Annotated in this window: 9 protein-coding genes; 7 read left to right on the top strand and 2 right to left on the bottom strand. The window is 37.1% G+C overall.

The genetic code is table 11. The annotated features are described in order from the left end of the window. The first annotated feature begins 136 nt into the window (after window positions 1-136). Window positions 137-1,627 carry an allantoin permease gene (gene allW, locus LQ622_RS09485; protein WP_239748769.1) on the top strand — a complete coding sequence of 497 codons (1,491 nt, stop codon included), beginning with the start codon at window positions 137-139 and terminating at the stop codon, window positions 1,625-1,627. Next, window positions 1,617-2,978, top strand: coding sequence for an allantoinase AllB (gene allB, locus LQ622_RS09480; protein ID WP_126477155.1), 1,362 nt, complete (start codon window positions 1,617-1,619; stop codon window positions 2,976-2,978). The genes allW and allB overlap by 11 nt, the downstream gene beginning before the upstream one ends. A 784-nt stretch (window positions 2,979-3,762) precedes the next feature. Here allB and LQ622_RS09475 read toward each other — a convergent pair. Together LQ622_RS09475 and LQ622_RS09470 are read right to left on the bottom strand one after the other, a co-directional pair. Next, window positions 3,763-5,010, bottom strand: coding sequence for a Zn-dependent hydrolase (locus LQ622_RS09475; RefSeq protein WP_239739985.1), 1,248 nt, complete (start codon window positions 5,008-5,010; stop codon window positions 3,763-3,765). Window positions 5,011-5,013: 3 nt separating this feature from the next. After that, on the bottom strand, window positions 5,014-5,853 hold the full coding sequence (locus tag LQ622_RS09470; RefSeq protein ID WP_239762871.1) for an alpha/beta hydrolase: 840 nt from the start codon (window positions 5,851-5,853) through the stop codon (window positions 5,014-5,016). A gap of 173 nt (window positions 5,854-6,026) precedes the next feature. Between LQ622_RS09470 and allC the strand changes: the two genes are divergently transcribed. The 5 genes from allC (at window position 6,027) to fdrA (ending at window position 12,117) form a co-directional block, all read left to right on the top strand. Further along, window positions 6,027-7,259 carry an allantoate deiminase gene (gene allC / locus LQ622_RS09465; RefSeq protein ID WP_204258783.1) on the top strand — a complete coding sequence of 411 codons (1,233 nt, stop codon included), beginning with the start codon at window positions 6,027-6,029 and terminating at the stop codon, window positions 7,257-7,259. 42 nt (window positions 7,260-7,301) lie between these two features. Next, entirely contained in the window at window positions 7,302-8,090 is a 789-nt protein-coding gene (gene allE / locus LQ622_RS09460) for a (S)-ureidoglycine aminohydrolase (RefSeq protein WP_204258782.1), read from the top strand. A gap of 15 nt (window positions 8,091-8,105) precedes the next feature. Further along, complete coding sequence (gene allD / locus LQ622_RS09455; RefSeq protein WP_037590278.1) at window positions 8,106-9,137, top strand: ureidoglycolate dehydrogenase; 1,032 nt, start codon at window positions 8,106-8,108, stop codon at window positions 9,135-9,137. Between the two features lie 154 nt (window positions 9,138-9,291). Continuing rightward, window positions 9,292-10,341 carry an ureidoglycolate dehydrogenase gene (gene allD, locus LQ622_RS09450; RefSeq protein ID WP_239762875.1) on the top strand — a complete coding sequence of 350 codons (1,050 nt, stop codon included), beginning with the start codon at window positions 9,292-9,294 and terminating at the stop codon, window positions 10,339-10,341. 15 nt (window positions 10,342-10,356) lie between these two features. Further along, a complete protein-coding gene (gene fdrA / locus LQ622_RS09445; RefSeq protein ID WP_204254915.1) occupies window positions 10,357-12,117 on the top strand; it encodes an acyl-CoA synthetase FdrA in 1,761 nt (586 codons plus the stop codon).

The following is a 12,117-nucleotide window of genomic DNA, read 5'->3' as shown; positions in this document are numbered from 1 at the left end:
TTTTGTACGAAACCTATAATTTTAAATTCTATATATGTTAAGAACTACAAAGAAAAACGCTTACATAAGTCTTACACTTGTATATGAAGAGTTCATAGCTAGTTATTAGCTGATTAAGTCAAAGGAGACATATAGAATGGCAAGAGAAGCAAACGAGGTGGCATTAACTCCAGCTGAATTTGAAAAACGTGGCTATAACAAAGATATAATGCCCAAAACGTCAGCACAAAGAAATAATTCGGCATTTAACTTTTTTACATTATGGATGGGTGCCGTTCATAATATACCGAACTATACTGCAGTAGGTGGATTTTTATTAATCGGATTATCACCATTACAAGTTATATTCGCATTAATTTTAAGTTCATTTATTATTGCATTATTATTAGTAGCAAATGGTTATGCTGGTTCTAAATATGGTATACCTTTTGCGATGCAATTGCGTCATACATACGGAGATGTAGGTGCAAAGTTACCAGGTATTCTACGTGGTGTTGTAGCTGGTATTGCTTGGTTTGGACTTCAAACCTTTGCTGGTTCACAAGCACTATTAATCTTATTGAATAAGATTTTCCCTGGATTCGCTGATATCGGAAGCGGTGCGACGATACTAGGTATTTCAATTCCTGGATTAATCGCATTCTTAATATTCTGGGCAATCAGTTTCGCAATTGGATTTGGTGGTGGAGAAATTCTTAATAAATTCACTGCCGTATTAAACCCACTGATTTACATTGTATTTGGTGGTATGGCAATCTGGGGCGTTATGGCTGCAGGAGGCGTTGGCAACATTTTAGATTATGAAATTTCAACGAAGTCTAGTGGGATTATTTACCCAGCGATTTTATCATTTATTTTAATCTTTAATTCATTATTAGGTGTATGGGCAGGACCTGGTGCAAGTGTATCTGACTTTACTCAAAATGCGAAATCTACGAAGACGCAAATTGTTGGTCAAATTTCAGGTATTGTTGTTGCACATATCTTATTCGCGATTGCGAGTGTATTCATTATTATCGGTGGTTCTATTTATTTAGGTCACCAAGAGTGGAACATCTTAACAATCATTAATGAATGGGATAGTTTCTGGGCAATTCTCATATCAACTGGTGTATTATTAATGACAACGATTTCTACAAATGCGACAAGTAATATTATTCCAGCGGCGTATCAATTAAGTGCGCTATTACCGAAATGGATTAATTATCGCCGTGGTGTAGTCATTGCTTCAGTATTGAGTGTTGTGATTATGCCATGGAAAATGATGGAGAACGAGGATAGTATCTTCGTATTCTTAAATGCTATTGGGGCAATACTTGGTCCTGTAGCCGGTGTCATGATTGTACATTTCTATATTGTGTCTAGACGTCACATTGATATAGATAAATTGTATTTTGATTTACGTGTAAAAGATCAAAAAATACCACGCATTAATATTTCAGCATATATCGGAACGATTGCTGGTGTTGTGATTTCATTACTTGGATTCTTACCAGGATTCACAGTGATTTCAGACTTTTCATGGTTTATCGGCTTTATTGTAGCCGGTGGTGTTTATATCATTTTACATTATGTATTTCATGCAGATAAAAGTAAAAAAGAAGGAGTGGCATATAATGAAGTATGATTTAATTATCAAAAATGGTTTAGTTATTTTAGAAGATGGCGCGCAAAAAGTTGAAGTTGGTGTCAAAGACGGGAAAATTGCAGCAATCGGACAAGAATTAGGAGAAGCTGAACAAATTGTTGATGCTAAAAATCAAATCGTTTCACCAGGTATGGTAGATGCTCACGTGCATATTACTGAACCAGGTGGCGGTTACCGTGACGGATGGGAAGGTTACGTGACGGGTACAAATGCAGCTGCTAAAGGTGGAGTGACATCATTCGTTGAAATGCCATTAAACCAAGTACCCGCTACTACAGATAAAGCTTCTATCCAAGCTAAATTTGATGCAGGTAAAGATGAGTTAGCCGTAGATGTTGCAAGTTACGGAGGATTAGTACCTTATAACTTAAACGGCGGTATTCAAGAATTAGATGAAGCGGGCGTTGTTGCTTATAAAGCATTCTTAGCAACTTGTGGTGACCGTACAATCGAAGGTGATTTTGAAAATGTTGATGACTATTCATTATATGAAGGTATGAAACAAATTGCTAAAACGGGAAAAATCTTATCTATCCATTCAGAAAATGCTACAATTACAGATCGTTTAGGTGAAATCGCTAAAGAAAATGGCGAAACAACATTAAGTGCATATGTGGATTCTAGACCAGTATTTACAGAAGTTGAACCAATCCGCAAAATCGTATTATTCGCTAAAGAAACAGGTTGTCGCGTGCATATCGTACACGTTGCTTGTGAAGAAGGCGTTGAAGAAGTAATCAAAGCTCAACAAGAAGGTGTAGATATTACATGTGAAACATGTACACACTACTTATACTTCTATAAAGAAGAGTTAGATTCAATCGGACCAGTTGTTAAATGTTCACCACCAATCCGTGAACAATCTCGATTAGAAGGTATGTGGGATCGCGTATTAAACGGAGACATTAACTTCGTAACATCTGACCATTCACCATGTACGCCAGACTTAAAAGATACTGACAATGCATTCGAAGCATGGGGCGGTATCGCAGGATTACAAAATAACGTAGACGTACTATTTGACGAAGGCGTTCAAAAACGTAATATGTCATTACAAAAATTTGCTGATATTATTGCAACAGCACCAGCAAAACGCTTTGGACTAGATACAAAAGGAAGCATCGCACTAGGAAAAGATGCAGACTTTGTATTTATTAAACCAGAAGCACCATATACATTACAAGCAGAAGACTTAGCATATAGAAATAAAATGAGTCCATATATTGGTCGTGAAATCGGCGCACAAGTTACAAAAACAATATTAAGAGGACAAGAAATTTATGATCAAGAAACAGGCGTAACAGAAGAACGCTTAGGACGCTTTATTTAAGAATTATAAATAAGGAAAGGCAGGGACCATCGTGGTGTCCCTGCCTTTTTTCATGTTGGATGGGGTGGATGGTATGAAGATGTGAGTTAAAGAGGTAATAAACTCACGAGATTGAGAAAGATGTGAGTTAAAGTTGTAGTAAACCCACGAGATTGCAAAACATGTGAGTTAAAGTTGTAATAAACTCACGAGATCGCCAAAGATGTGAGTTAAAGTTGTAGTAAACTCACGAGATCGCCAAAGATGTGAGTTAAAGAGGTAATAAACTCACGAGATTGCCAAAGATGTGAGTTAAAGTTGTAATAAACTCACGAGATTGCCAAACATGTGAGTTAAAGTTGTAGTAAACTCACGAGATCGCCAAAGATGTGAGTTAAAGAGGTAATAAACTCACGAGATTGCCAAAGATGTGAGTTAAAGTTGTAGTAAACTCACGAGATCGCCAAAGATGTGAGTTAAAGAGGTAATAAACTCACGAGATTGCAAAACATGTGAGTTAAAGTTGTAGTAAACTCACGAGATCGCCAAAGATGTGAGTTAAAGAGGTAATAAACTCACGAGATCGTGAAACATGTGAGTTAAAGAGATAGTAAACTCACGAGATCGCCAAAGATGTGAGTTAAAGTTGTAGTAAACTCACGAGATCGCCAAAGATGTGAGTTAAAGAGGTAGTAAACTCACAAGATAGCCAAAGATGTGAGTTAAAGCATAAGTAAACTCGCATCTCCGAAAACCCCGCAACCAATCCCCGCAACCAACTCCCAACCAACACCCCCAAAACTCCCTACTCCAACACGGTGTCGAGCTTGGCTAGTTCGATTGTTGTTTGTATGAGGAGGTTAATGCCTTTTTCGATTTGGTCTGCTGTTACGGATTCTTTTGGTGAATGACTAATGCCTTCTTTACATGGTATAAAGATCATACTTGTTGGACATACGGGTGCGATGATCATAGCGTCATGTCCTGCACCACTGTACATATAATTATATGTGTATCCTAATTGCTGACAGTTGTCTTCGTTGATTTGTGCTATTTTATGATTGAAACTGCGTGGTGCATCTTGACCTAAATCTTCCAATTCATAATGTGCATTGCGATTATCTGTTATGCGTTCGATTTGTGATGTGATTTCATCAACGACTTGTTCTCGCACGGCTTCGTTCTTTCCTCTAATATCTATTAAAAGTGTGACTTCTCCTGGTATGGCATTCATTGTATTTGGATATACATTTGCATAACCGACTGTTGTCACAATTCCTTTGTCATGATAAGCACGTCCAATTTCTTCGATTTTTAAAATGATTTCTGCGGATGTTGTCAATGCATCTATTCTCATTGGCATTGGCGTTGAACCTGAATGACTCGTCACGCCTTGAATTTTTAATTTGAAACGATGCGGACCTGCGACATCTGTCACGATGCCGATATCTTTATGTTTCTTCTCTAAAATTGGACCTTGTTCGATGTGTAATTCTAGAAATGCTTTAATATTGTTTCTTTCAAATAATGCTGCTTTACCATGCATGTCTTGAGCGAGTGGTGCGACAATATCATAAAGTACATTCCCGTCGTTATCTTTAATATATTTCATATCTTCTTTCGTCATATTACCCGTGAGATATTTACTACCTAATGTCGCTTCATTAAATCTTGTAGATTCTTCACAAGCAAAAGCAATAATAATAATTGGATGATCCGTTTCTATTTGATGTTTATTTAAATATTCTACAACTTCCAACGCACCAACAACACCAAGTAGTCCGTCATATTGCCCGCCGTCTTTAACCGTATCTATATGAGAACCTAATACGACTGGTTTAAGGTCTGGATTTTTACCTTCTCGACGCGCAATAACATTTCCGAAGAAATCAAAGTAGACGTCTAAACCAGCTTTTTGGCAAAGCATTGAGAATTTAAGTGCTGCTACACGTTCTGAATGTGTAAAAGCAATTCGGTTAATACCACCATTTTCAGGATTACGCGCAAATTGATTAAATGTTTCTAGATTTTCCATGACATTTTGAATGTTCATCATTTATCCCCCTTGAACTAAGTTTGATGATTGACTTAAAAATTGTACGGCTTGTTTATACAGTGAAATACTTGTTGGTGTTACGTCACGATCAAAATCATGTTGGTCTAAATCGAGCGTCTCTAATTGACTATGTTCTATTTGTCGGTGAATATGTTCACTTTCACTATACGGAACATCTGGATCCCCTTTGCAATGTACAATAAAAGTCGGTGGAAATTGTTTTAATTCTTTAGGTGAAATATTATACGCACTTGCTGTAGAAGATTGAATACCTAAATAAGATAACCATTTCGCTTGGCCACGTACATATAAATAAATCGGATATCTCGTTTGTAATGAGCCAAAAGTTAATGGATTAGGTTGTATAAGCTGATTTAATATCGCTGGTGTAATTTGAGTTGATAAAGCTTGGTATTGTGCGTTCGGTCTTAAAAATGCAGGAACATGTACACGTGAATAGCCATAAAAATCAATAATGCCTGCAACTTCGCGATAACGAGCAACCATTAAACTTAAGAATCCACCCGCTGAACGACCAAACGTATAGATTGGTAATGCCTCATATAAGGCACTGATTTCATCATATTGAGCTAATGCATCTGAGATAATCGTATCAATCGGGCTTTCCGGTGCCAATCGATAAGAAACGAGTACAAGATGGTAGGACTCTGTCAAAATATCTATATACGCTTGTGGTAAGTCATCACGTTGACCAAAAATTAACCCGCCACCATGAAAGTATATGATAGCCCCTTGAGGATTTTCATTTTTAGATTCGATGATGGTATAAGGTAATTGAAAACCATCATTTGATAAACACATTGAATGATTTTGAGTCAAAACAACTCAGCCTCCTAGAAGATATATTTTCCTAATCATAGTATCTCAAATTAAATTTAGGTCGTATTTGTATAAAACATATAAAAGTTAAGCTAATTATTGTATGTTTTGTGAATGATAACAAAAATGTAACCGCTTATAATAGTAAGTGACATGAAAAGGAGATGAATTATATGGACATCCGTTCTTCTTTCGAAGCGCTAGATAAACAGTTTACTTCATTTGGAGGTTTGACAGGTGGCGGTATTACACGCTTACTTTATTCAAAAGAATGGTCAGACGCTGTTCGCGCATTAAAAGAAACATTAGATAAAGAAGGATTTGAAGCACAATTCGATGACATTGGTAACTTAAGAGGTCGTATAGAAGGTAGTAAATACCCAGAAGAAACGATTATGTCTGGTTCTCATATAGATACAGTTGTTGAAGGTGGCCATTTAGATGGTCAATTCGGTGTATTAGCAGCACTTGTAGCGATGCAATCATTGAAAGCAGAATACGGACAACCATTACGTTCTTTAGAAATTTTAGCTTTAGCAGAAGAAGAAGGCAGTCGCTTCCCATTTGCATTCTGGGGTAGTAAGAACTTCTTCAACTTAGCAGGTAAAGACGATGTAGATACAATTGCTGATGCTGAAGGTGTTCAATTTAAAGATGCAATGCGTGAAGTAGGATTTGATTATCGTACTGAAGACAATGACTACAGTCGTATTAAAGCATTTATCGAAGTTCATATTGAACAAGGAAAAGTGTTAGAAACAGAACAAAAATCAATTGGTGTCGTTAACGGTATCGTTGGACAAAAACGTTATACAGTTAATTTAAAAGGTGAAGCAAACCATGCAGGTACGACACCAATGGGCTTAAGAAAAGATGCTGTCATCGCATTTAGTAAAATCGCGACACAATTGACAGAACGTGCAAGAGAATTAGGAGATCCATTAGTATTAACATTTGGTCGCGTCGACCCAGTACCAAATACCGTAAATGTTGTGCCAGGTGAAGTGACATTCTCAATCGATTGTCGTCACATTGACCAAGATGCATTAAATCAATTCGCTGAAGAAATTGATGCATGTATTAAACGCGTATCTGAAGAAGAAGGAGTTGAACACGATATTGATTTATGGATGGACGAAGCACCAACATTAATGAATGAAGATTTAGTTAAGACAATCGAACACGCTGCTGAAACAGTCGTTGGCAAATCAGATTGGAAACTGATGTCTTCAGGTGCAGGTCACGATTCACAAATCTTCGCACATTATGTACCAACTTCTATGTTGTTTGTACCATCTATAAATGGTGTGAGTCACAACGTTGAAGAAGAAACAAATGTTGAAGATTTAGTAAAAGGTATCGAAGTATTGAAACAAGTCTTATATGAACTTGCTTATCAAGAATAAATAAATTTTAAAAAATAGAGATAGAGAAAAGGAGTATTGATCATGGGTTACATTAATCATAATCAAGGTTATAGAGAAGGACTATTAGAAACACGTTCAGTTATTAAGAAAGACAACTATGCAGTTATTACACCAGACGGCTTAGTAAACAACGTTGTACCAGGTTTCGAAGATTGCGACGTTACAATTTTAGGTTCACCAAGACTAGGTGCTCGCTTTGTAGACTACTTAGTAACATTAAAAAATCAAGGCGGAAATAGACAAGGCTTTGGTGGAGACGGCGTTCAAACATTTATTTACGTTGAATACGGTAAAATCAACGCATACGCAGATGACAAAAAATATGAATTATCAGCTGGTGGATACTTATACGTACCAAGTCACCAAGTAATGACTTTTGAAAACAGCAATCAAAACAATGATAGCCGCGTATTCTTATACAAAAAACGTTACCAACCTTTAGAAGGATTCACACCTGAAGTTGTAACTGGAAATGTGAATGACATGGCTCAAGAACCTTATGAAGGTATGGAAGAAGTTACAATTCTTGATTTATTACCTAAAGAATTAGCTTACGACATGAACATTCATATCTTGTCATTTAAACCAGGTGCTTCACACGGATATATTGAAACACACGTTCAAGAACACGGTGCTTATGTATTAAGTGGTCGCGGTATGTACAACTTAGATAACGAATGGCAACCAGTTGATAAAGGTGATTACATCTTTATGGGCGCTTATGCACCACAAGCAACTTACGCTGTAGGCTTAGACGAACCATTCGCTTATATTTACTCTAAAGATGCAAATAGAGATATCGAAATTTAAGGAAGGTTGTTAAGAATGGCAGAAGAAGGATTAGTATACGTAGAACGTGGAAAGCTGCGCCAGTTATTTAAAGACAAACTGACAAATGCAGGTTTATCTGAACAACATGCTGATAAGACAGCAGATTTGATGATATTTGCAGATGAGCGTGGTATTCATTCACACGGTTCTGTGCGTACACAATATTACGCAGAACGTATTGCAAAAAAAGGATACAATTTGAATCCAGCATTAACATTCACAAAGACAGGTCCATCATCAGGTACTTATTTTGGAGATAATGCAGTTGGTCACTATGTTGCTTATGAAGCAATGGAAGAAGCGATCAAGTTAGCTAAAGAAAGTGGTATCGGCATGGTCGGTATTAAAGAAATGGGCCACAGTGGCGCGATTGGATACTTTGCTGAACAAGCGGCGAAAGAAGGTATGGTCGCTTTAACAGTATGTCAGTCAGATCCAATGGTTGTACCATTTGGTGGTACAGAGCCATACTTCGGTACAAATCCAATTGCTTTTGCAGCGCCACGTAAAAATGGTGAACCGATATTGTTTGATATGGCGACAACCGTGCAAGCTTGGGGAAAAATCCTAGATGCGCGTTCTAAAAATAAATCCATTCCAGATACTTGGGCAGTAGACAAACAAGGCGAGCCAACGACAGATCCATTTGAAGTCGCTGCGTTATTACCAGTCGCTGGTCCTAAAGGTTATGGATTGATGATGATGGTAGATATTCTAGCAGGTAGCTTGTTAGGTTTACCTTTCGGAAAACATGTTACATCAATGTATGAAGATTTAAGTCAGTATCGTAGATTAGGACAATTTCATATCGTCATTAATCCAGCATATTTTGGTGATGAAGAACAATTTTTAACACACGTTTCTGAAATGGTTGATGAACTTCATGATATTAAACCGGCTAAAGGCTTTGATCAAGTTTATTACCCAGGTGAAATTCAAGAAGACGTTAAAAAACGCTACAAAGAAAGTGGCATACCGATTGCCGAAAGTATTTATGAGTATTTAATATCTGATGACATTTATTAAATAGCTGAGAAGAAGTGAAAGAGACAATTGAATGTTATGAATGACGACTGTCGACATTTAATATCGTACGTCTTGAGTACCTTCTTTTTTTACGGCTAAAATCATGATTTTATGTATATAAATTACACTATTCGAGTAATAAGGAGGTTAAGATATGCGTGTTTCAAAGAAAGATTTATTTGATTTAATGAAGAATAAATTAGTTAAAGCGGGCTTAAACGAAGGTGCTGCAGAAGATGTATCAGACGTTTTAACATTTGCGGATCATAGAGGTATTCATTCACATGGTGCAGTTCGAGTAGAGTACTATGCTGAGCGAATTGCTAAAGGTGGTATAACAGCCAATCCGAATTATCAATTCGAACAAACGGGATCATCAACAGCTGTATTTGAAGGAGATAATGGTCCTGGTCATCAAGCGGCTAAACAAGCAATGGAAAAAGCAATCGAGATGGCTAAAGAAAATGGTGTTGCTGTTGTTGGTGTTAAGCACATTTCACATAGTGGTGCGTTAGGTTACTTTGTAGAAATGGCAGCTAAAGAGAATATGGTCGGTTTAAGTATGTGCCAATCAGATCCGATGGTTGTGCCATTCGGCGGTACTGAACCATATTTCGGAACAAATCCAATTGCATTTAGTGCACCTTCAAACGATGATCGCATCATTACTTTTGATATGGCAACGACCGTTCAAGCATGGGGTAAAGTGCTAGATGCAAGAGCGAAAAATCAATCCATCCCAGATACATGGGCAGTTGATGCGAATGGTGAACCAACGACAAATGCTAGAGATGTTCATGCACTTGTACCAGTTGCAGGACCTAAAGGATATGGCCTTATGATGATGGTAGATATTCTATCAGGTAGTTTACTAGGCGTACCACATGGTGTACATGTTTCATCTATGTATAAAGATTTAACGAAAGGCCGTGACTTAGGCCAATTACATGTCGTAATTAATCCAGCATTCTTCACAGACTTAGAGCAATTCAAAACAAACATTTCAACAATGCTCGATGAATTAAAAGCACAACCAGCAGCACAAGGATATGGAGAAATTTTCTATCCTGGTGAACGTGGCCGATTACGTAGTGAAAAATACGACGAAGAAGGCATTGAAATTGTTGATGATATATACAACTACTTAGTTTCAGACGATGTGCACTTTGATCGTTATCACGGAAAAAATAGATTTGCAGAATAATAACGGAGGAATAGTATGTTACACACAATTATTAAAGAAAACACTTACCAAGATTCGATTGTATTAATGTTATTATCGAATAAATTATCTGCTATTGATGGTATTAACCAAGTATCCATTATGATGGGAACACCTGCCAATAAAGATATTTTTAAATCTTCAGGATTAGGTACGGATGAACTAGAAGCAGCGAAACCAAACGATATTATTATCGTTGTTGATACAGAAAATGAAGAAAAAGTTGAAGAAGTAAACCAAGAAGTTGAAGCAGAATTGAAAGGGAAAGGTGAAAGCGAAGACCAATCTCAAAAACAAAACGAAGCTTCAAATTGGAACCGCGCATTAGAATTAGCGAACAATCCTAACTTAGCATTAATTTCAATTCCTGGGCAATATGCAGCGATGGAAGCTGAAACAGCATTGAAAAATAATTTGAATGTATTTATGTTCAGCGACAACGTAGCAAAAGAAGACGAAGTACGTTTAAAAGAAATGGCACATGACAAAGGTTTACTTGTAATGGGTCCTGACTGTGGTACAGGTATTATTCACAGTTTACCACTTGCATTCACAAACACTGTAAATGAAGGTGACATCGGTGTTGTAGGTGCTTCAGGTACAGGTATTCAAGAAGTAACAACAATCATTGACCGTGAAGGAAAAGGTGTTACAAATGCTATCGGTACAGGTGGCCGTGACTTATCTACAGAAGTAGGTGCGATTACGATGTTAGACAGTATTAAAGCACTTAATGCAGATCCAAAAGTGAAAGTCATTACAGTTATTTCTAAGCCACCAGCTAAAGAAGTAGAAGAAAAAGTATTGAATTTATTACGTAATATCGAAAAACCAATCGTAACGTTATTCTTAGGTTCTAAACCTGAATATACAGAAACAAACATTTACCACGCTTATACATTAGAAGAAGCGGCACGCGTATCTGTTCAACTTTCAAACGGAGAAACACCTCAATTTAGTACAGCAATTCAATCAGATATTAATATCAAATTTGCTGATAACCAAGATGGCGTTAAAGGTTATTACTCTGGCGGTACGTTAGCTTCTGAAGCAGCAATGTTATTAAAAGATACTTTAGGCGACAATTCAGATGCAGAAACACCAGAAGGCTTTTCATATAAAGGTGGTCACCACGAAATTATCGACTTAGGTGATGATATTTATACACAAGGTAGACCGCACCCTATGATTGACCCATCTAAACGTATCGAAATGTTAGAACAATCTGCAGACGATCCATCAACAGCTATTATTATGTTAGATAACGTAATCGGATACGGAAGTCATGATGACATGGCAAGTGAACTTGCGCCAACGATTCAAAAAGTGTTAGACAAAGCACAATCAGAAGGTCGCAGTTTAGCAGTTCTTGCTACAGTTGTAGGTACTGAGCATGATCACCAAGGTTACGACAAACAAGTCAATATCTTAAAAGAAGCTGGCGCAATCGTATGTGAAACAAACAATCAAATGGTGACGACAGCACTTCATTTACTAGGTAAAGATGTTGAACAACCACAATTAGAAACAAAATCATTCGAAGCAGAATCTGTTGACTTAACAGTTGATGAAAAAGTCTTGAACTTAATTAATATGAAACCAAGTGTGATTAATATCGGATTGAAGAGTTTCACAGAAGCTATCCAAGCTAATGATGCACAAGTTGTTCAGTTTAACTGGCAACCAATCGCAGGTGGCGACGAGAAATTAATGAAAGTACTTCAATTCTTAAACAATTACGAAGGAGAGACAGTATAA

The organism is Mammaliicoccus sp. N-M50 (assembly GCF_022386995.1).
Lineage (GTDB): Bacteria > Bacillota > Bacilli > Staphylococcales > Staphylococcaceae > Mammaliicoccus > Mammaliicoccus sciuri_A.
Note: the sequence above shows the minus strand (reverse complement) of the source record. Positions and strands in the feature narration are given on the sequence as shown.

Excerpts from the sequence above, each read along its gene's own strand:
- allW (WP_239748769.1), top strand. The coding sequence starts at position 137 with ATGGCAAGAGAAGCAAACGAGGTGGCATTAACTCCAGCTGAATTTGAA.
- allD (WP_239762875.1), top strand. The coding sequence starts at position 9,292 with ATGCGTGTTTCAAAGAAAGATTTATTTGATTTAATGAAGAATAAATTA.
- allC (WP_204258783.1), top strand. The coding sequence starts at position 6,027 with ATGGACATCCGTTCTTCTTTCGAAGCGCTAGATAAACAGTTTACTTCA.
- allB (WP_126477155.1), top strand. The coding sequence starts at position 1,617 with ATGAAGTATGATTTAATTATCAAAAATGGTTTAGTTATTTTAGAAGAT.
- fdrA (WP_204254915.1), top strand. The coding sequence starts at position 10,357 with ATGTTACACACAATTATTAAAGAAAACACTTACCAAGATTCGATTGTA.
- allD (WP_037590278.1), top strand. The coding sequence starts at position 8,106 with ATGGCAGAAGAAGGATTAGTATACGTAGAACGTGGAAAGCTGCGCCAG.
- allE (WP_204258782.1), top strand. The coding sequence starts at position 7,302 with ATGGGTTACATTAATCATAATCAAGGTTATAGAGAAGGACTATTAGAA.
- LQ622_RS09475 (WP_239739985.1), bottom strand. The coding sequence starts at position 5,010 with ATGAACATTCAAAATGTCATGGAAAATCTAGAAACATTTAATCAATTT.